Origin of the sequence: Nocardioides sp. NPDC101246 (assembly GCF_044767415.1) — a bacterium.
Lineage (GTDB): Bacteria > Actinomycetota > Actinomycetes > Propionibacteriales > Nocardioidaceae > Nocardioides.
On record NZ_JBIWNX010000007.1, the window covers coordinates 250,084 to 269,439 of the forward strand.

18 protein-coding genes are annotated in these 19,356 nt (G+C 70.8%); 16 read left to right on the top strand and 2 right to left on the bottom strand.

Features of this window, described 5'->3' with window-relative positions:
- Positions 1-76: 76 nt before the first annotated feature.
- The 9 genes from argC (at position 77) to ACIRON_RS15440 (ending at position 8,701) form a co-directional block, all read left to right on the top strand.
- On the top strand, positions 77-1,114 hold the full coding sequence (gene argC, locus ACIRON_RS15400) for an N-acetyl-gamma-glutamyl-phosphate reductase (protein WP_402993140.1): 1,038 nt from the start codon (positions 77-79) through the stop codon (positions 1,112-1,114).
- Positions 1,111-2,052: an acetylglutamate kinase gene (gene argB / locus ACIRON_RS15405; RefSeq protein WP_402993141.1), complete on the top strand. Its 942-nt coding sequence runs from the start codon at positions 1,111-1,113 to the stop codon at positions 2,050-2,052. The genes argC and argB overlap by 4 nt, the downstream gene beginning before the upstream one ends.
- A complete protein-coding gene (locus ACIRON_RS15410) occupies positions 2,049-3,224 on the top strand; it encodes an acetylornithine transaminase (RefSeq protein ID WP_402993142.1) in 1,176 nt (391 codons plus the stop codon). Before argB ends, ACIRON_RS15410 begins: the two co-directional genes overlap by 4 nt.
- Positions 3,221-4,144, top strand: a complete 924-nt coding sequence (gene argF / locus ACIRON_RS15415; protein ID WP_402993143.1) for an ornithine carbamoyltransferase — start codon at positions 3,221-3,223, stop codon at positions 4,142-4,144. The genes ACIRON_RS15410 and argF overlap by 4 nt, the downstream gene beginning before the upstream one ends.
- Positions 4,141-4,665, top strand: coding sequence for an arginine repressor (locus tag ACIRON_RS15420; protein ID WP_402993144.1), 525 nt, complete (start codon positions 4,141-4,143; stop codon positions 4,663-4,665). The genes argF and ACIRON_RS15420 overlap by 4 nt, the downstream gene beginning before the upstream one ends.
- 43 nt (positions 4,666-4,708) lie before the next feature.
- On the top strand, positions 4,709-6,166 hold the full coding sequence (gene argG / locus ACIRON_RS15425; protein WP_402993145.1) for an argininosuccinate synthase: 1,458 nt from the start codon (positions 4,709-4,711) through the stop codon (positions 6,164-6,166).
- Positions 6,166-7,590, top strand: a complete 1,425-nt coding sequence (gene argH / locus ACIRON_RS15430; protein ID WP_402993146.1) for an argininosuccinate lyase — start codon at positions 6,166-6,168, stop codon at positions 7,588-7,590. Before argG ends, argH begins: the two co-directional genes overlap by 1 nt.
- Positions 7,591-7,604: 14 nt before the next feature.
- On the top strand, positions 7,605-8,156 hold the full coding sequence (locus ACIRON_RS15435) for a DNA-3-methyladenine glycosylase (protein ID WP_402993147.1): 552 nt from the start codon (positions 7,605-7,607) through the stop codon (positions 8,154-8,156).
- 125 nt (positions 8,157-8,281) lie between these two features.
- Positions 8,282-8,701 (top strand): single-stranded DNA-binding protein, encoded by a 420-nt coding sequence (locus ACIRON_RS15440; RefSeq protein ID WP_402993148.1) that lies wholly within the window; start codon positions 8,282-8,284, stop codon positions 8,699-8,701.
- Here the strand turns inward: ACIRON_RS15440 and ACIRON_RS15445 are convergent.
- Positions 8,698-9,858 carry a DUF1015 family protein gene (locus tag ACIRON_RS15445; RefSeq protein WP_402993149.1) on the bottom strand — a complete coding sequence of 387 codons (1,161 nt, stop codon included), beginning with the start codon at positions 9,856-9,858 and terminating at the stop codon, positions 8,698-8,700. The two genes, ACIRON_RS15440 and ACIRON_RS15445, sit on opposite strands and share 4 nt — an antisense overlap.
- Before the next feature lie 64 nt (positions 9,859-9,922).
- Here ACIRON_RS15445 and ACIRON_RS15450 point away from each other — a divergent pair, with 64 nt between their 5' ends.
- The 7 genes from ACIRON_RS15450 (at position 9,923) to ACIRON_RS15480 (ending at position 18,750) form a co-directional block, all read left to right on the top strand.
- On the top strand, positions 9,923-10,972 hold the full coding sequence (locus ACIRON_RS15450) for an HAD-IIA family hydrolase (RefSeq protein WP_402993150.1): 1,050 nt from the start codon (positions 9,923-9,925) through the stop codon (positions 10,970-10,972).
- Positions 10,969-11,241: a hypothetical protein gene (locus ACIRON_RS15455; protein WP_091042194.1), complete on the top strand. Its 273-nt coding sequence runs from the start codon at positions 10,969-10,971 to the stop codon at positions 11,239-11,241. The genes ACIRON_RS15450 and ACIRON_RS15455 overlap by 4 nt, the downstream gene beginning before the upstream one ends.
- 11 nt (positions 11,242-11,252) lie before the next feature.
- Entirely contained in the window at positions 11,253-12,116 is an 864-nt protein-coding gene (locus ACIRON_RS15460; protein ID WP_402993151.1) for a TlyA family RNA methyltransferase, read from the top strand.
- Positions 12,113-13,108, top strand: coding sequence for an NAD kinase (locus tag ACIRON_RS15465; RefSeq protein WP_371113316.1), 996 nt, complete (start codon positions 12,113-12,115; stop codon positions 13,106-13,108). The genes ACIRON_RS15460 and ACIRON_RS15465 overlap by 4 nt, the downstream gene beginning before the upstream one ends.
- The gene (gene recN / locus ACIRON_RS15470; protein ID WP_402993152.1) at positions 13,101-14,864 is read left to right on the top strand and encodes a DNA repair protein RecN; all 1,764 of its coding nucleotides are present in this window, start codon (positions 13,101-13,103) and stop codon (positions 14,862-14,864) included. The genes ACIRON_RS15465 and recN overlap by 8 nt, the downstream gene beginning before the upstream one ends.
- 218 nt (positions 14,865-15,082) lie before the next feature.
- Positions 15,083-17,014, top strand: coding sequence for a putative cytokinetic ring protein SteA (gene steA / locus ACIRON_RS15475; RefSeq protein ID WP_402993153.1), 1,932 nt, complete (start codon positions 15,083-15,085; stop codon positions 17,012-17,014).
- A 14-nt stretch (positions 17,015-17,028) separates the two neighbouring features.
- Positions 17,029-18,750 carry a CTP synthase gene (locus tag ACIRON_RS15480; protein ID WP_402993154.1) on the top strand — a complete coding sequence of 574 codons (1,722 nt, stop codon included), beginning with the start codon at positions 17,029-17,031 and terminating at the stop codon, positions 18,748-18,750.
- Positions 18,751-18,810: 60 nt separating this feature from the next.
- Here the strand turns inward: ACIRON_RS15480 and ACIRON_RS15485 are convergent, their stop codons facing one another.
- Positions 18,811-19,284 carry an SRPBCC family protein gene (locus ACIRON_RS15485; RefSeq protein WP_402993155.1) on the bottom strand — a complete coding sequence of 158 codons (474 nt, stop codon included), beginning with the start codon at positions 19,282-19,284 and terminating at the stop codon, positions 18,811-18,813.
- Positions 19,285-19,356 lie beyond the last annotated feature (72 nt).

Genomic DNA, 19,356 nt, shown 5'->3' on the forward strand with positions numbered 1-19,356 from the left:
TTCCTGGGGCCTCTCCGGTCCGGCGTCTCAGCCGTCGAACAGGCTTTGCATGGAACATGCAGGGTGACGTATGTTCATGCACATGACGAAGAAGCGCGTCGCCGTCGCCGGTGCCAGTGGATATGCCGGAGGTGAGCTGCTCAGGCTGCTGCTGGCCCACCCCGAGGTGGAGATCGGCGCCCTGACCGCCGCCTCCAGCGCGGGCAAGACCCTGGGGAGCCTCCAGCCCCACCTGATCCCGCTCGCCGACCGTGTCCTGGAGCCCACCACCGCCGAGACCCTGGCCGGTCACGACGTCGTCTTCCTGGCGCTGCCGCACGGTGAGTCCGGGCCGATCGCGGCCGGCCTTCCCGACGACGTGGTCGTGATCGACTGCGGCGCCGACTACCGGCTCGCCGACGCCGAGACGTGGACGAAGTTCTACGGCACCGACCACGCCGGCACCTGGCCCTACGGTCTGCCCGAGCTTCCCGGACACCGGGCCGCGCTCGCCTCGGCCAACCGGATCGCGGTGCCGGGCTGCTTCCCGACCGTCTCCACCCTCGCCCTCGCCCCAGCCGTCGAGGCCGGCATCGTCGAGCCCGAGGTCGTCGTGGTCGCCGCCACCGGCACCAGCGGCGCGGGCAAGTCGTCCAAGCCGCACCTGATCGGTGCCGAGGTCATGGGCAACGTCAGCGCCTACGGCGTCGGCGGCGTCCACCGGCACACCCCCGAGATCGTCCAGAACCTCTCCGCGCTGGTCGAGGGCGAGGTGTCGGTCTCGTTCACCCCGGTGCTGGTGCCTATGCCGCGCGGCATCCTGGCCACCTGCTCGGCCAAGATCGCCGACGGCGTGACCGCGGCCGATGCGCGGGCCGTCTACGAGAAGGCGTACGCGGAGGAGCCCTTCGTCCACCTGCTGCCCGAGGGCCAGTGGCCGCAGACCCAGGCAGTGCTCGGCTCCAACGCGGTCCACCTGCAGGTGACCCTCGACGACGCGGCCGGGCGGCTCGTCGTCGTCGGTGCCGAGGACAACCTCACCAAGGGCACCGCCGGCGGAGCGATCCAGTGTATGAACCTCGCCCTCGGCCTCGAGGAGACCACCGGTCTCACCACCGTGGGAGTCGCGCCGTGATCGACCTCGAGACGGTGGCGCACGAGCCCGGCCGCCCGGACCCCGCCAAGGCGCGTACGCTCGCCGGCGCCCTGCCGTGGCTGAAGGAGTATCACGGCAAGATCGTCGTGGTGAAGTACGGCGGCAACGCCATGACCGACGACAAGCTCAAGCGTGCCTTCGCCGAGGACATCGCGTTCATGCGCTTCGCCGGCTTCAAGCCGGTCGTCGTGCACGGCGGCGGCCCGCAGATCTCGAGCATGCTCGACCGGCTCGGCATCGAGTCGGAGTTCCGCGGCGGGCTGAGGGTGACCACCCCCGAGGCCATGGACGTCGTGCGGATGGTCCTGGTCGGCCAGGTCCAGCGTGAGCTCGTCGGGCTGATCAACGAGCACGGCCCGCTGGCCGTCGGGCTCTCCGGCGAGGACGCCGGACTCTTCACCGCCGAGCCGGCCAGCACCGTCGTCGACGGCGAGGAGGTCGATCTCGGCCAGGTCGGCGAGGTCGTCGACGTACGGCCTGCCTCGGTCCTCGACCTGATCGAGGCCGGCCGGATCCCGGTGGTCTCGAGCGTGGCTCCCGACATCGACGGGACGATCTACAACGTCAACGCCGACCGGGCCGCCTCGGCCCTGGCGATCGCGCTGGCCGCCGAGAAGCTGCTGGTCCTCACCGACGTCGAGGGCCTCTACCTCGACTGGCCCGACCCCGAGGAGGTCATCGGCGAGATCAGCCCCGAGGCTCTCGAGGGGATCCTCCCCGACCTGGCCAGCGGGATGATCCCGAAGATGAGCGCCTGTCTCGAGGCTGTCAAGGGCGGCGTCAAGCGCGCCACCGTCGTCGACGGCCGCGCCGAGCACGCCGTGCTGCTGGAGCTGTTCACCGCCGAGGGAGTCGGCACCCAGGTGCTCCCCGGCGTCACCACCAAGACCCGCAAGGCAAGGGAGCTGGACCGATGAGCACGTATGGAGAGCGTTACGCCGCCTCCCTGATGAACACCTTCGGCGCTCCCAAGCTGGTCCTCACCCGAGGCGAGGGCGCCCACGTGTGGGACGAGAACGGCAAGGAGTACGTCGACCTGCTGGCCGGCATCGCCGTCAACGCGCTCGGCCACGCCCACCCGGCACTGGTCTCCGCGGTGACCTCCCAGATGTCCTCGCTCGGCCACGTCTCCAACTTCTTCACCTCCCAGCCCCAGGTCGAGCTGGCCGAGGCACTGCTCGCCCGGGTCCCCGGCGGCGAGACCGGGAAGGTGTTCTTCACCAACTCCGGCACCGAGGCCAACGAGGCCGGCTTCAAGCTGACCCGGCGCACCGGTCGGACGCACATCGTGGCTGCCCAGGGTGCCTTCCACGGCCGCTCGATGGGTGCCCTGGCGCTGACCGCCAAAGAGGCCTACCGGGCGCCGTTCGAGCCGCTGCCGGGCGAGGTCACCTTCGTCCCCTACGGCGACGCCGAGGCGCTCGCCGCGGCGGTCACCGACGAGACCGCGGCGATCATCCTCGAGCCCATCCAGGGTGAGGCCGGCGTCATCGTCCCGCCCGCCGACTACCTGGCCTCCGCACGGGCCGTGGCCGACGAACACGGCGCACTGCTCTGGCTCGACGAGGTCCAGTCCGGGCTGGGCCGCACCGGCCGCTGGTTCGCCCACGAGACCGCCGGCGTCACCGCCGACATCGTCACCCTCGCCAAGGGCCTCGGTGGCGGCTTCCCGATCGGTGCCTGCATCGGTCTGGGCCGGGCCGCGACGCTCTTCGAGCCCGGCAACCACGGCACCACCTTCGGTGGCAACCCGGTCGCCTGCGCCGCCGGCCTCGCGGTGATCGAGACCATCGAGTCCGACGGGCTCCTCGAGCACGTCACCGTGCTCGGCCAGAAGCTGCGCGACGGCCTCGCCGCCGACCCCCGGGTCGCGCGGGTCGACGGGGAGGGTCTCTTCATCGGTGTGGTGCTCGCCGGTCTCGACTCGGGCGCCGTCGCCGCGGCCGCGCTGGAGGCCGGGTTCATCCTCAACAACGCCACGCCCGAGCGGATCCGGATCGTCCCGCCGCTGGTGCTCACCGAGGACGACGCCGAGGCGCTCCTGGCCGCCTGGGCCTCCATCCTGGACAAGGCGGAGGGGGCGAAGTGACCAGACACTTCCTTCGCGACGACGACCTCACCCCGGCCGAGCAGGCCGAGGTGCTGGCACTCGCGGCGGCGATGAAGCAGGACCCCTACGCCGCCAAGCCGCTGGCCGGTCCGGTGACCGTGGCCACGATCTACGACAAGCCGACCCTGCGCACGCAGGCGTCGTTCTCCTCCGGGATCGCCGAGCTCGGCGGCCACTCGATGCTTGTCGACGGCCGCCTGGCCGGGATCGGCGAGCGGGAGTCGGTCGCCGACGTCGCCCGGGTGCTCGGCCGGCAGGCGGGCGAGATCGTGTGGCGTACGTTCGCGCAGAGCGACGTCGAGGAGATGGCCGCCCACTCCGGGGTTCCGGTCGTCAACGCTCTCACCGACGAGTTCCACCCCTGCCAGCTGCTCGCCGATCTGCAGACGCTGCAGGAGCACAAGGGGTCGCTGGCGGGTCTGACCGCGGCCTTCCTCGGCGACGCGGCCTGCAACATGGGCAACTCCTGGGCGCTGGCCGGAGCGATCGCCGGGATGCACGTCCGGTTCGGCGCCCCGGAGGGCTATGCGCCCGACGCGGAGGTGCTGGTCAGGGCCAAGGAGATCGCCGAGGAGACCGGCGGCTCGGTCACGGTGACCGCGGACCCGGTCGCGTCGGCAGCCGGGGCCGACGTACTCATCACCGACACCTGGGTCTCGATGGGCAAGGAGAGCGAGGCGGCCGCCCGGGTCGCGGTGTTCTCGCCCTACGCGCTCACCACCGAGCTGCTCGGCCACGCCGAAGCCGATGCCGTCGTGCTGCACTGCCTGCCGGCCTACCGCGGCAAGGAGATCGAGGCCGAGGTGCTCGACGGTCCGCGCAGCCTGGTGTGGGACGAGGCGGAGAACCGGCGCCACGCCCAGAAGGCGATCCTGGCCTACCTGTGGGAGCGACGATGACCACGAATGAGACCCAGCGGCCCGCTACCAAGGGTGCGCGCCAGTCCCTGATCGTGGACATCATCTGGGGCAAGGAGATCCGGTCCCAGACCGAGCTCTCCGAGGCGCTGTTCGCCCACGGGGTGAACGTCACCCAGGCGACGCTCTCGCGTGACCTGGACGAGCTCGACGCGGTGAAGGTGCGGGCACCTTCCGGTGCGCTCGTCTACGCGGTTCCCGGTGAGGGCGGCGACCGCACCGCGGTGGCCCCGGGAGAGTCGGCCAGCGGCCGGAGCAAGCTCGGGCGACTCGCCCGAGAGCTGTTGGTGAGCGCCGACGGAAGTGGGAACCTCGTGGTGCTGCGTACTCCTGCAGGGGGTGCCCAGTACTTCGCCTCCGCGATCGACCGGGCCGAGTATCCCGACATCCTCGGCACCATCGCCGGCGACGACACGGTGCTCGTCATCGGCCGCGAGCCCAAGGGCGGCGCTGCACTCGTCAACCGCTTCCTCAGCCTCGCCGGCAAGACCACAGACATCTAAGAGTTTCAGAGCCAATGAGTTTCAGAGCAAGGAGCAACATCTCGTGAGCAAGGTCCTGACCTCCCTTCCCAAGGGTGAGCGCGTCGGCATCGCCTTCTCCGGAGGCCTCGACACCTCCGTGGCGGTCGCCTGGATGCGCGACAAGGGCGCGGTGCCGTGCACCTACACCGCCGACATCGGGCAGTACGACGAGCCTGACATCTCCGGCGTCCCGGACCGCGCGATGGCCTACGGCGCCGAGATCGCCCGCGCCATCGACATCAAGCCGCAGCTCGTCGAGGAGGGCCTGGCCGCACTCGCCTGCGGTGCCTTCCACATCCGCTCCGGTGGCCGTGCCTACTTCAACACCACGCCTCTGGGCCGTGCCGTCACCGGCACCATGCTGGTGCGGGCCATGCAGGCCGACAACGTCAACATCTGGGGTGACGGGTCGACCTTCAAGGGCAACGACATCGAGCGGTTCTACCGCTACGGCCTGATGGCCAACCCCGAGCTGCGCATCTACAAGCCGTGGCTCGACGCCGACTTCGTCCACGAGCTCGGTGGCCGCCACGAGATGTCGGAGTGGCTGGTCGCGCACAACCTGCCCTACCGCGACTCCACCGAGAAGGCCTACTCCACCGACGCCAACATCTGGGGCGCCACCCACGAGGCCAAGACGCTGGAGCACCTCGACGTCTCGCTGGAGACGGTCGAGCCGATCATGGGCGTGAAGTTCTGGGACCCCTCGGTCGCCATCGAGACCGAGGACGTCTCGGTCACCTTCGTCGAGGGCCGCCCGGTGGCGATCAACGGCAAGTCCTTCGCGTCCGCCGTGGAGCTCGTCTACGAGGCCAACGCGATCGGTGGCCGCCACGGTCTCGGTATGTCGGACCAGATCGAGAACCGGATCATCGAGGCCAAGTCCCGCGGCATCTACGAGGCGCCGGGCATGGCGCTGCTGTGGGCGGCCTACGAGCGGCTGCTCAACGCGGTGCACAACGAGGACACCATGTCCAACTACTACAACGAGGGCCGCAAGCTCGGCCGGCTGCTCTACGAGGGCCGCTGGCTCGACCCGCAGGCGCTGATGCTGCGCGAGTCGATCCAGCGCTGGATCGCCTCGCTCGTCTCCGGCACGGTCACCCTGCGGCTGCGCCGCGGCGAGGACTACACGGTCCTCAACACCGAGGGCTCGCACTTCTCCTACCACCCGGAGAAGCTGTCCATGGAGCGCGTCGAGAACGCCGCCTTCGGCCCCGTCGACCGCATCGGCCAGCTGACCATGCGCAACCTCGACATCGCCGACTCCCGCTCCAAGCTCGAGATCTACGCCGGGCACCCGCTGGACCAGGGAACGGTGCTCGTCGAGCACGGCACCCTCTTCGGCGAGCTGCCCGCCGGCGGCTTCGACCGCATCGCGGCGACCAACGGCAAGCATGCCGCCGTGCTGCCGGTCGAGGAGCAGGTCCTGGACGAGAGCGTCCTGGACGATGCCGCGCTGGAGGCGGGCAACGACTGATGTCGAACACACCTGCCAACACCACCAACGAGGGCAAGCTCTGGGGCGGCCGGTTCGCCGGTGGTCCTTCGCCGGAGCTCGAGGCGCTCTCGCGCTCGACGCAGTTCGACTGGCGGCTGGCGCTCTACGACATCGCCGGGTCCCACGCCCACGCCAAGGCGCTGGGGGCGGCCGGGCTGCTCACCGGTGACGAGGAGAACGAGATCCACCGGGGTCTGGATGTCCTCGCCGACCGTTTCACGGCCGGCCGGCTGCTGCCGGCTGCCTCCGACGAGGACGTACACGGTGCCCTGGAGCGGCTGCTCATCGAGGAGATCGGTCCCGACGTCGGCGGCAAGCTGCGGGCCGGGCGCTCGCGCAACGACCAGATCGCGACCCTGTTCCGGAGCTACCTTCTCGACCACGAGCGGGTGCTGCGTGGGCTCGTGCTCGATCTCATCGACGCGCTCGCCGCGCAGGCCGACGAGAATATGGGCGCGATCATGCCGGGACGTACGCACCTCCAGCACGCTCAGCCGGTGCTGCTCTCCCACCACCTGATGGCCCACGCCTGGTCGCTGCTGCGCGATGTCGACCGGCTCGACGACTGGCGGGCGCGGGTCGTGTGCGACTCGCCCTACGGGTCCGGGGCGCTCGCGGGGCAGTCGCTCGGGCTCGACCCCGAGCTGGTCGCCTCCGAGCTCGGCTTCACCGGATCCAGCGCCAACTCGATCGACGGGACCGCTTCGCGTGACTTCGTGGCCGAGTTCGCCTACGTGTGCGCCCAGATCGGGGTCGACATCAGCCGGATCGCCGAGGAGATCATCCTGTGGGCGACCAAGGAGTTCGACTTCGTCACGCTGCACGACTCCTGGTCGACGGGCTCGAGCATCATGCCGCAGAAGAAGAACCCCGACATCTCCGAGCTCGCCCGCGGCAAGGCCGGGCGTCTGGTCGGCAACCTGACCGGGCTGCTGACGACGCTGAAGGCGCTGCCGCTGGCCTACAACCGCGACCTGCAGGAGGACAAGGAGCCGGTCTTCGACTCCCTGGACACCCTCGAGGTGCTGCTCCCGGCGTTCACCGGCCAGGTCGCCACGCTGGTCTACAACACCGCCCGGATGGCCGAGCTCGCCCCTCAGGGGTTCTCGCTGGCCACCGACATCGCGGAGTGGCTGGTCCGGCAGGGCACCCCCTTCCGGATCGCGCACGAGCTCGCCGGCGCCTGCGTCCAGGCGGCGGAGAAGCGCGGTGTCGAGCTGGACGCGCTCACCGATGAGGAGTTCGCCACGATCTCGCCGGCGCTGACTCCCGACGTACGCCTGGTCCTGACCATCGAGGGATCGGTGGCCTCGCGCGAGGGGCGGGGTGGCACGGCTCCTGACCGGGTCGCCGAGCAGCTCGCCGAGCTCCGGGACAAGGCAGCCGGGTTCCGTCCCTCGTAGTGCTCACGAGCCTGTTGAACCAGCGCCCCGAGGAGACCGCTCCGCGTCTCCTCGGGGCGACGCTGTCCTTCGACGGGGTGAAGGTGCGTCTCACCGAGGTGGAGGCGTACGCGGCCGACGACCCCGGCTCGCACGCCTTCCGGGGCGAGACGAACCGCAACCGGGTGATGTTCGGTCCGCCGGGGCGCCTCTACGTCTACTTCACCTACGGCATGCACCATTGCGCCAACCTCGTCTGTCACCCCGACGGCGAGTCCGGGGCCGTCCTGCTGCGCGCCGGCGAGGTGATCGAGGGGATCGAGATCGCCCGGGAGCGACGTGGACCGGTACGCGACGTCGATCTCGCCCGCGGACCGGCGCGACTCTGCTCGGCGCTCGGGATCGACCTCACCATGAACGGGACCAGCGACTTCGAGCTGGACCTGGCACCGACCGAGACGTGGGCGGGGATCGAGGTGGCCGCCGGGCCGCGGGTCGGGCTGCGCCTGGCCCCGGACCGACCCTGGCGGTTCTGGGTCTCCGGTGACCCGACGGTCTCGCCCTACCGGCCGGCGAAGGCCCGCTGAGAGCCGGCCGGACGGGCCGATGTCCGTCCACAGGCCCGGTTCGGACCGCGGTTCTCCACAGGCCGCACAGGCTCGGGCGGAACTGTCGGTGCCTCTGATCAGGATGGTGGTCGGAGGTGATCGAGATGACGGTCGCAAGGGTAGAGAAGGAGCCATCACCCGACGATGGCGAGCGGACGGGGCCGGCCGGCGTGCTGGCGACGGTCAACGAGGTGCGCTTGATCGGTCGGCTGTCGCTGGCCGCGGAGGAGAAGGAGCTGCCGAGCGGAGATCAGCTGACCGCGTTCCGGGTGGTCGTGAACAGGCCACGCGACAAACGCCGGGGGAGCCGGGTGCAGATCGATGCGCTCGAGTGTCACACCTGGGTAGCCCGGGTCCGCCGCGCGGCGATGACCTGGCAGGTCGGAGACGTCATCGAGGTCAACGGCTCCCTGCGTCGCCGCTTCTTCAAGACCGGCGGCCGGCTGCAGTCGATGACCGAGGTGGAGGTGTCCTCGGCCAGACGGGTGAGCAGAGCAGCCGCAGCGACCAGGCAGGCCAGCTAGTGGCGCGACTTCTCCAGCCGCGCCGAGTCCAAGAGACGGATGAGCACGCCAGGGTGCGGCTTGGGCTGGAAGGAGGTCGCCTTCTCGGGGAGCAGCCGCCCGATCGAGGCGGAGGAGAGGATGGTGTCGAAGCTCGGTGCCGCCAGCAGCACGGCGACGTCGCGCCCCGGGCGGGCCCGCTTCAGTGCGGCGTCGACCTGGTGGGCGTGCAGCACCCGCGACGGCTGCCGGCGCAGCTTCGGGAGGACGAGGTCGTGCAGATAGCCGACATCGCCGGTGATCGGACTCTTGGCGGTGTCCACGTCGAGGGTGGCCCAGCCACGGCCGTCGCTGAGCACGATGACACCGGGGCCGAGCCTGCTCAGCGCGGCGTCGCGGCCGCCGGCGGTCCACTCGGCGCCGACGGACTCGGCCGCGGCCCGTAGGTCGCGCAGGTTCACCCCGGCCAGGACCCGATGGATCGCGCCGAGCTGCAACGGCGTGTCGTCCTGGTCGATGAGCATCGCCAGACCGAAGTCGGTCGCGGCGCCGTCGCCGGGCTCGGCGAGGCCCTGGAGCTCGGCATAGGCCGCGTAGCGGTGGTGCCCGTCGGCGATCAGTGCCTGCTGGCTCGCCCAGGCGGTGCGCAGCTGAGCGATCAGCGCCTCGTCGGTGATCGCCCAGACGCGGTGGTGCTGGCCGCCGTGGTCGTCGTACTGCTCCTCGGGAGTGCCACTCTGCACCCGGTCGAGCAGGGCCGCGACCCCGTCGGGCGCGTGGTAGGTGAGCAGGATCGGCGCTGGGTGCACCCGCATCTGCCGCATCCGGGAGGCGAGCTGCTCGGCCTGGGCGGTGCGTACGCCCTCGTGGGGGATGACCGCGGCCTGACCCGGGTCGTCGGTGCGGTGGGAGACGTCGAGGATCCCGACGACGCCACGCACGGTGATCCCGGCTGCGGTGTACTCGTGGAGGTAGAGCGCGAGGTCGTGGTGCTGGCGCAGATCTCCACGCGCCAGCCACGAGCTGATCCGGGAAGCGACCCCCCGATAGGGACGGGAGTAGAGCCGCGCGGAGGTCGGGTCACCGATCCGTGAAGGCGCCAACGAGAGCGCTCGAAATGGCTCCAGGCGCAGCGGACGCCCGAGGTACGGCGCCCTGACCACACCCGTATCGTCCATCCGCACATCGTAGGGTCACACTGGTGCCATTCGCCGAACCCCCGACTCAGAGAAGGAACTTCGTGTGCTGACCGGCCATCAGTTGAAGGGCTCAGCCCAGGTGCTCGCCGCCGCCCATGACGTCGCGATGCTCGACCTCGACGGTGTGGTCTACATCGGCGGCTCAGCGGTCCGGCGCGCCCCCGAGTCGCTCGCCGCCGCACGCGAGGCCGGGCTCAGGCTGGCGTTCATCACCAACAACGCCGCCCGGCCTCCGGCCAAGGTCGCCGAGAACATCCGCAACCTCGGGATCGAGGCGACCGCCGAGGACGTGGTCACCTCGGCGCAGGCCGCTGCGCGCGTCCTGGCCGAGCGGCTCGCCCCGGGGGCGAAGGTCGTCAATCTGGGTGCCGCCGGGCTGCGCGAGCCGCTCGAGGCCGCCGGCCTGGTGCCGGTGGCCGTGGACGAGGACGCCGAGGCGATCGTCACCGGCTACAACCCCGAGCTCCTGTGGAAGGACATCCTGCGCGCGGCGGTGCGGATCAAGGACGGGCTCTTCTGGGTCGCCAGCAACACCGACATGACCTTCCCGGCGGCCTACGGGATCGCTCCCGGCCACGGCGTCCTGGTCGACACCCTGCGCCGCTTCTCGGACGTCGAGCCGGTCGTGGCGGGCAAGCCGTCGCGACCGCTGCTGGACGAGACCATCCGGCGCACCGGGGCCGATCACCCGCTGATGGTCGGCGACCGGCTCGACACCGACATCGAGGGCGGTCGCAACGCCGGCATCGACACGCTGCTGGTGCTCACCGGGGTCACCGGGCTCGAGGATCTGGTCGCGGCCGAGCCGCATCAGCGGCCGTCCTACATCTCCGCCGACCTGGGCGGGCTGTTGGAGGCCCACTCGGCGCCGGAGATCGACGGCACGGTCGCGCGGCTCGGCGGCTGGACGGCAGAGGTACGCGACGGCGAGCTGTGGGTCACCGGCGAAGGGAGCAACGACGACTGGTGGCGGGTGGCCGCGGCCGGCGCGTGGGCACACCTGGACGCGACCGGAGCGGTGGCCACGATCGGCGCACAGGCCGTGCCGCCTCGCCCGGATGCCGACGACGGGACGGTAGTCTCAGCCCCATGAGCGAGCAGTACTTCGACGAGACTCCGGCCGAGGCCCCGGCAGCGCCGAGTGGCGCCGGCACGGCGCCGCACACCGGTGTCGCCCGCGTCGACGCGGTGCTCGAGACGCTCGACCGGCTCGACGAGCTTCCGCTGAACGAGCACGTCGGCGTCTTCGAGGCCGCTCACACCGAGCTGCGCCGCGCCCTGGATCCCGACACCGGGGCCCACGACGCGATGGCCCGGATCGCCGCGGCCTCCGGCGAGCCCCAGCCGACCGACCAGCCCTGAGAGGCGAGCGCATGCCTCCTCGCCGCCTCCGACTCGACGCCGAGCTGGTCCGGCGCAAGCTGGCCCGGTCCCGCGAGCACGCCAGCGAGCTGATCGCCGCCGGGCGGGTCACGGTCTCGGGAAACCGAGCCACCAAGCCGGCCACGGGCGTCACCACCGACGTCGCGATCGTGGTCACCGAGGACCCCGACCGTCCGGACTTCGTCTCTCGCGGCGGGCACAAGCTCGCCGGAGCGCTGGCGGCGTTCGAACCGCTCGGACTCTCGGTCAAGGGCCGCCGCTGCCTCGACGCCGGCGCGTCGACCGGCGGGTTCACCGACGTACTGCTGCGCAACGAGGCCAAGCAGGTCGTCGCCGTCGACGTCGGCTACGGCCAGCTCGCCTGGCGGCTGCAGCAGGACGAGCGGGTCGTCGTCCACGACCGCACCAACATCCGCGACCTCTCCCTCGACCTGATCGGCGAACCCGTCGACGCCGTCGTGGGCGATCTCTCCTTCATCTCCCTCGCGCTCGTCCTGGACGCGCTGATCGGGGTCACCAGCCCCGACGGCGACCTGGCGCTGATGGTCAAGCCCCAGTTCGAGGTCGGCAAGGACCGGGTCGGCAAGGGTGGCGTCGTCCGCGACCCGGCCCTGCGAGCCGAGGCCGTCAACGCCGTCGCCGCGGCCGCCGCCAAGCGAGGCTGGGGCGCACGCGCGGTCACCACCAGCCCGCTCCCGGGCCCGTCGGGCAACGTCGAGTTCTTCCTGTGGCTGCGCCGCGGCGAGGCCACGGTGAGCGAGGACGAGATCGAGGAGGCCGTACGCGAGCAGCGCGGCCTGGAGAGCCCCGCAGCCGGGGAAGTGTCGGTGCCGTCTGAGAAGGTTGATCCGTGAGCGAGCCCGAGACCCCTGCTGTGGACCCAGCGCCTGTGGACCCGGCAGAGGTTCGGCGCGTCCTCATGCTCATCCACACCGGGCGTGAGGAGGCCCGCGAGGTCGCCCTCGCCTGTGCCAAGTCGCTCGCGGTGCACGGCATCGTGGTCCGGGTGCTGGCCAGCGAGGCCGCCGACCTGGGCATCGACCCGGCTGCGTACGAACCGAAGCTCGAGCTCGCCGCCGAGGAGCACGAGGCGAGCCGCGACTGCGAGCTGGCGCTGGTGATCGGCGGTGACGGCACCATCCTGCGCGCCGCCGAGATCGTCCAGCCCCACCGCACCCCGGTGCTCGGGGTGAACCTGGGACACGTCGGGTTCCTGGCCGAGGCGGAGTACGACGACGTCGAGTCGACGATCGAGGCGATCGTGCAGCGTCGCTACACCTCCGAGGACCGGCTCGCGCTCGAGGTCAGCGTCTTCGAGGACGGTCAGAAGGTCTTCCGGACGTTCGCGGTCAACGAGGCCAGCGTCGAGAAGGCCGCGCGCGAGCGGATGCTCGAGGTCGTCGTCGAGATCGACGGCCGGCCGCTGTCGAGGTGGGGATGCGACGGCGTCGTCTGCGCGACCCCGACCGGCTCGACGGCCTACAACTTCTCCGCGGGCGGCCCGGTCGTATGGCCGGGCGTCGAGGCGCTGCTGCTGACCCCGATCAGCGCCCACGCGCTCTTCGCCAGGCCGATGGTGGTGGCGCCGACCTCGGTGCTGGCCGTCGAGGTCATCTCGCGTGCCGACGGCGTCGGCGTGCTCTGGTGCGACGGCCGGCGTTCCTACGACCTGGGCCCGGGCGCCCGGATCGAGGTCACCCGGGGGGTGGAGCCTGTGAGACTCGTTCGCCTGCACCAGGCTCCGTTCACGGATCGTCTGGTGCGGAAGTTCGGACTGTCTGTGGAGGGATGGCGAGGCGCCGCGGAACGGCGTCCGTTCAGGATGAACGGAGGCGAGAATGCTTGAGGAGATCAGGATCTCCGGACTCGGGATCATCGAGTCCTCGACCCTGGAGCTCGGACCGGGACTGACCGTGGTGACCGGTGAGACCGGCGCGGGCAAGACCATGATCGTGACCGCACTCGGGCTGCTGCTCGGCGGCCGCGGTGACGCCGGCTCGGTCCGCAAGGGCAAGAAGGCCGCGCGGGTCGAGGGCGTCATCGACGCCCGGTTGCTGCCCGGCGTCGTCGAGGCGACCGAGGAGGCCGGGGGAGAGGTCGAGGAGGGCCGCGTGCTCGTGGCCCGCACCGTTGCCGCTGAAGGCCGGGCGAGGGCGTACGTCGGGGGAGCGACCGTCCCGGTCGCGACCCTCGGCTCGGTGACCTCCCCGCTGGTCGCCGTCCACGGCCAGTCCGACCAGCACCGGCTGCTGCAGCCGCGCGCCCAACGCGACTCGCTGGACCGCTTCGGCGGCGAGGCGGTCGCCAAGCTCATCGCTGCCTACGGCGACATCCACGCCGAGCTCCAGAAGGTGGAGCGAGAGCTCGACGAGGTCACCACCCACGCCCGCGAGCGGGCCCAGGAGGCCGACCTGCTCCGCTTCGGCCTCGGTGAGGTCGAGGAGGTCTCGCCGGAGTCCGGCGAAGATGTCACCCTCGCCCAGGAGGAGGAGAAGCTCGGCTACGCCGACACGCTGCGCACCGCCGCCGAGCAGGCTCGCGAGGCGCTCTCCTCGGAGATCGACGCCCCCGACGCGCTGGGCGCCATCTCGGCCGCCCGCCAAGCCCTCGACGGTGTGCGCGACCACGACCCCGACGCCGCCTCCCTGGCAGACCGCCTCGCCGAGGTCTCCTACCTGCTCTCCGACCTGGCCGCCGACGTGGCCTCCTACGCGACCGCGATCGAGACCGACCCGGCCCGGCTCTCCGTGGTCTCCGAGCGCCGCGCGGCGCTGACCGCGCTGACCAGGAAGTACGGCGAGACCATCGACGAGGTGCTCGCCTGGGCCGAGACCGGCGCCAAGCGCCTGCTCGAGCTCGACTCCGACGACGACCGGATCGAGGAGCTCCGCGCCGACCGGACCAGGCTGCGAGCTGCCCTGGCCGAGGCCGGCCTGGCGCTGTCGGCCGCCCGCACCGACGCGGCCGGAGCCCTGGCCGAGGCGGTCAGCGACGAGCTCACCGGACTGGCCATGCCGCATGCCCGGCTCGTGGTCGACGTACGCCAGAAGGAGACCGACGCGCCTGCTTCCGAGGAAGAGGCGCATGCACCGCTGAAGGTCGGATCCGGCAAGGCCGGACGCTGGCTGCGTTACGGCTCCAACGGCCTCGACGAGGTGGAGCTGCTGCTGGCGGCCAACACCGGCTCGGAGCCCCGCCCGCTCCACAAGGGTGCCTCCGGAGGTGAGCTCTCCCGGGTGATGCTGGCCATCGAGGTGGTCCTGGCGGCGACCAGCCCGGTCCCGACCTTCGTCTTCGACGAGGTCGACGCCGGCGTCGGCGGCACCGCCGCGGTCGAGATCGGCCGTCGCCTCGCCCACCTGGCCCGCACCGCCCAGGTGCTGGTCGTCACCCATCTGCCCCAGGTCGCCGCCTTCGCCGACCACCACGTCGCCGTCGAGAAGACCAGCGACGGCGTGGTCACCAGTTCCGGCCTGAGCGTCCTCGACGACGAGTCCCGCGAGCGCGAGCTCTCCCGCATGCTGGCCGGCCTGACGGCCTCCGACACGGCCATCGCGCACGCCCGCGAGCTCCTCGAGGTGGCCCGCTCGGCCAAGGCCTGACCCACCCGCCGAAACCTCAGTTCCGGCGACCCGAGCAGGTAGCTCTGGCGGCCCGAATCGGTCGTTTCGGCGTGCCGAGTCGGTAGTTGTGGCGAACGACACACGCCGCAACTACCGACTCGCCCCGCCAAACGTACGCATTCGGCCGCCACAACGACCGACTCGCCGGATGGGAGATCCGGGGACCCACCGCGATGCCGGGGGAGGATTGGCGGGACATGAGACTGCCTACTCGCCAGATTCCCTCCGTGCTCCCGGGCATCCGCGGCACGCTCCGCTCGGGGCGACCGACCAGGGCGCTGATCCCGCGGCTCAAAGAGGGCGACATCGCGGTCATCGACCACGTCGACCTGGACCGGAGCACCGCGCTGGCGATCGTCGCCAAGGGCGTGATCGCCGTGGTCAACGCCCAGCCGATGGTCTCGGGCCGCTACCCGAACCGGGGCCCGCAGACCCTGGCCGATGCCGGGATCGAGCTGATCGACAAGATCGGCGAAGCTGGCCTGGAGAAGCTGGTCGACGGGCGGAAGGCCCGGATCCTCGACGGCGAGGTCTTCGACGGTGAGCAGCTGCTGACCTCGGGCCGTGCGCTCGACCAGGAGTCCCTCGACCAGGACCTCGAGGACGCCAAACGTGGCCTGAGCTCCCACCTGGAGCTCTTCACCCACAACAGCAGCGAGCTGCTCAAGCGCGAGGAGGAGGTGCTGCTGCACGGCAACGGCGTACCTCCTCTGGACACGCCGCTGGCCGGCCGGCCCGTCGTCGTGGTCGCCGACCATCCCGACCTGAGCCGGCTGCTGGGCGACCTCGCCGGCTTCCTGCGCGAGCAGCGCCCGGCCGTGATCGCGGTGGGCCCCGCGGCGAAGCGGCTGACCAAGAAGCAGGTACGTCACGCCGTGATCGTCCTGGGCCCCGATACCGACACCTACCCCGAACCGAAGGTGCTCACCAGCGCTGCCGAGGTCGTCCTCGCGCCCGGCGCCTCCGCGAGCGAGAACGCCACCGATCTCCTCGACCGGATCGGCGTGCAGCCGAAGCGGTTCGAGTCCGCCCTCGCCCCCGAGGACGCCGCCCTGCTGGTCGCCTACGCCCAGCACCCCTCGCTGGTGGTCGGGGCCGGGCTGAGCACCACGCTGACCGACTTCCTCGAGGACCAGCGCCCCGGCCTGGCCGGCACCTACCTGACCAGGCTCGCCCTCGGCCCGACGCTGATCGACGCATCGGCGGTCCCGCAGGTGCGCCGCAAGGATTCCCGCAGCCGTCGCCTCGTCCTCCCGGTCCTGGCCGCCGTGACGGCGCTGGCGATCGGCGTACCCGCCGGCATCTGGGCCGCCGACCACGACCTCACCGCGGTCGGGGTCGGAATCGTGAGCAGAGCCGGCGACGGGGCCGCGGCGAGCCCCACCTCCGGCGAGAGCGAGACGAAGGGCGCGAAGGATCCCCAGCAGAGCGCCGAGGACCGGTTCGTCGCCGAGGCCGGCGACGCGCTCCTGCCCGGCCGGCTCACCGGCCAGAAGGTCGCCGTGGTCACCCTCCCCGGAGCGGACCAGAAGACGGTCGCCGCACTCGCCGGCAACATCGAGGCGGCCGGTGGCGAGACGACGGGCGTGCTTGACGTACGACCGAACCTGCTCGACCCCGACCGCAAGCAGTATGTCGACAGCCTGGCCACTCAGCTGGTCAAGCAGCTGGGCCGCGGCGACGCGAAGCAGGCGACCTATCAGCGGATGGGCCAGGTGATCGGAGAGACCTACGCCGGCACCGAACCGCCCGCGGCGTTCGACCAGCCCGCCAAGACCGCCGCTGTGGCGTTGCTCACCGGCGACCTGGTCAAGGCCCAGGGACGACCGACCGGGCCGGCAGGTCTCGTCCTGGTCGTCCTCGGCGAGGACAGCGAGGACACGACCGCGGTCGAGGGCCTGGTCGAGGGCCTCGGCGCGACCACGAAAGGCCTGGTCGTGACGGCACCCACGGGCTCCGAGGACCTAGAGACGCTCCGCGCCAACGACTGGCCGGGCTGGTTCGCGTCGGTCGACGGCATCGAGACCACCACCGGTCAGATCGCCGCTCCGCTCGCGCTGGCTCGACAGACCAGCCAACAAGGTGGCGATTTCGGTGCGTCAGGTTTCGGTGGCCTGCTGAAGCATTGATAGGATTGAGGCCCATGAAGTCGGCGAGCTTGACCAAGCACATTTTTGTCACCGGGGGCGTCGCCTCCTCATTGGGGAAGGGCCTGACGGCATCGTCCCTCGGCCGCCTTCTCCGTTCGCGTGGCCTGAGCGTGACCATGCAGAAGCTGGACCCGTACCTCAACGTGGACCCCGGCACGATGAACCCGTTCCAGCACGGTGAGGTCTTCGTGACCAACGACGGTGCCGAGACCGATCTCGACATCGGCCACTACGAGCGGTTCCTCGACACCGACCTGGTCGGCCACGCCAACGTGACCACCGGGCAGGTCTACTCCAACGTGATCGCCAAGGAGCGCCGCGGCGACTACCTCGGCGAGACCGTCCAGGTGATCCCGCACATCACCGACGAGATCTCCGAGCGCGTCCTGGCCATGCACGGTCCCGAGATCGACGTGGTGATCACCGAGATCGGCGGCACCGTCGGCGACATCGAGTCGCTGCCGTTCCTCGAGGCCGCCCGCCAGGTGCGCCAGCGCCTCGGCCGCGACAACGTCTTCTTCGTCCACGTCTCCCTGGTGCCCTACATCGGCCCGTCCAAGGAGCTGAAGACGAAGCCGACCCAGCACTCGGTGATGGCGCTGCGCCAGATCGGCATCCAGCCCGACGCCATCGTGTGCCGCGCCGACCGCGAGCTGCCCGAGGGCATCAAGCGCAAGATCGCGCTCATGTGCGACGTCGACGAGGACGCCGTGGTGACCGCCGCCGACGCGCCGAGCATCTACGACATCCCCAAGGTGCTCCACCGCGAGGGCCTGGACGCCTACGTCGTGCGCAAGCTCGACCTGCCCTTCCGTGACGTCGACTGGGCGCTGTGGGAGGACCTGCTGCGCCGGGTGCATCACCCCAAGGAAGAGCTCACCATCGGTCTGGTCGGCAAGTACATCGACCTCCCCGACGCCTACCTGAGCGTCGGCGAGGCGCTGCGCGCCGGCGGTTTCGCCAACGAGGCCAAGGTCAACATCCGCTGGATCCCGTCGGATGAGTGCGAGACCCCCGAGGGTGCCGCCAAGAACCTCCACGACGTCGACGCCGTCTGCGTCCCCGGCGGCTTCGGCATCCGTGGTCTGGAGGGCAAGCTCGGCGCCCTGACCTACACCCGCACCCACCAGATCCCCACGCTCGGCCTGTGCCTGGGCCTGCAGTGCATGGTCATCGAGTACGCCCGCAACGTGCTCGGCCTGGAGAAGGCCGACTCCACCGAGTTCGACGCCGAGACCCCCGAGCCCGTCATCGCGACGATGGAGGAGCAGAAGGCGTACGTCGAGGGCGCGGGCGACCTCGGTGGCACCATGCGCCTGGGCCTCTACCCGGCCGAGCTGAAGAAGGGCTCGATCGCGGCCGAGGTCTACGGCGAGACCTCCATCGAGGAGCGTCACCGCCACCGCTACGAGGTCAACAACGCCTACCGCGACCAGCTCGAGGACGCCGGCCTGGTCTTCTCCGGCCTCTCGCCCGACAACCAGCTCGTCGAGTTCGTCGAGCTGCCCCGCGACGTACACCCCTACTACGTCTCCACCCAGGCCCACCCCGAGCTCCGCTCGCGGCCGACCCGCCCCCACCCGCTCTTCGCCGGGCTGGTGAAGGCGGCCCTGGACCGGCAGAAGGAGCAGCGGTTCCCGATCGACGAGACCAACCTGCGCCGCGAGGTCAGCGACATCAGCGACGTCGAGCTGCCGGAGCCGGCTGACGCCTGAGATCGAATGACAGAGCCCCTGGGGCCGGCATCCGCCGGGCTCAGGGGCTCTGAGTCTGTGCTAGCGACGTACCTCGCCGGTCGGCTTCACCTCGCCGCGCCAAGCACCGGTCTCGGTGCCGCGATTCTCGATGAAGTCCTTGAACCGCTCGAGGTCGCCCTTCGCCCTCATGTCGACGATCTTGAGCACGTCGCCGGTCTTCTCCACCGCGCCCTCGGGCTCGTACTCCAGGTGGAGCGTCACCTGGGTCGACTGCGTCATCGCGTCCTGCGTGAACGACACGGTCCCCTTGTTCTTGGCACCCTCCACGGCGCGCCAGGTGATGCGCTCATCGGGAACCTGGTCGACGATCTCGGCGTCCCACTCGCGGGTCACACCGCCGATCTCGGCCTTCCAGTGCAGGTGCTTGTCGTCGAGCTGCTGGACCGACTCGACGCCCTCCATGAACTGGGGGAACGACTCGAACTGGGTCCACTGGTCGTACGCGGTGCTGACCGGGACCGCGACCTGGACGCTCTTCTCGATGGTGCTCATGTCGTGTCTCCTCTCGATTGCGTACGACACCAGGGGTACCCGCCGTTCTCGCGGGCCATACGTTCGAACGGC

What these genes read in the sequence shown, in the direction of transcription:
- ACIRON_RS15410 (WP_402993142.1), top strand. Translation starts at nt 2,049, where the DNA reads ATGAGCACGTATGGAGAGCGTTACGCCGCCTCCCTGATGAACACCTTC.
- ACIRON_RS15455 (WP_091042194.1), top strand. Translation starts at nt 10,969, where the DNA reads ATGAGCGAGCAGTACTTCGACGAGACTCCGGCCGAGGCCCCGGCAGCG.
- recN (WP_402993152.1), top strand. Translation starts at nt 13,101, where the DNA reads ATGCTTGAGGAGATCAGGATCTCCGGACTCGGGATCATCGAGTCCTCG.
- argH (WP_402993146.1), top strand. Translation starts at nt 6,166, where the DNA reads ATGTCGAACACACCTGCCAACACCACCAACGAGGGCAAGCTCTGGGGC.
- ACIRON_RS15485 (WP_402993155.1), bottom strand. Translation starts at nt 19,284, where the DNA reads ATGAGCACCATCGAGAAGAGCGTCCAGGTCGCGGTCCCGGTCAGCACC.
- ACIRON_RS15460 (WP_402993151.1), top strand. Translation starts at nt 11,253, where the DNA reads ATGCCTCCTCGCCGCCTCCGACTCGACGCCGAGCTGGTCCGGCGCAAG.
- ACIRON_RS15420 (WP_402993144.1), top strand. Translation starts at nt 4,141, where the DNA reads ATGACCACGAATGAGACCCAGCGGCCCGCTACCAAGGGTGCGCGCCAG.
- ACIRON_RS15480 (WP_402993154.1), top strand. Translation starts at nt 17,029, where the DNA reads ATGAAGTCGGCGAGCTTGACCAAGCACATTTTTGTCACCGGGGGCGTC.
- steA (WP_402993153.1), top strand. Translation starts at nt 15,083, where the DNA reads ATGAGACTGCCTACTCGCCAGATTCCCTCCGTGCTCCCGGGCATCCGC.
- ACIRON_RS15445 (WP_402993149.1), bottom strand. Translation starts at nt 9,858, where the DNA reads ATGGACGATACGGGTGTGGTCAGGGCGCCGTACCTCGGGCGTCCGCTG.
- ACIRON_RS15440 (WP_402993148.1), top strand. Translation starts at nt 8,282, where the DNA reads ATGACGGTCGCAAGGGTAGAGAAGGAGCCATCACCCGACGATGGCGAG.
- argC (WP_402993140.1), top strand. Translation starts at nt 77, where the DNA reads ATGCACATGACGAAGAAGCGCGTCGCCGTCGCCGGTGCCAGTGGATAT.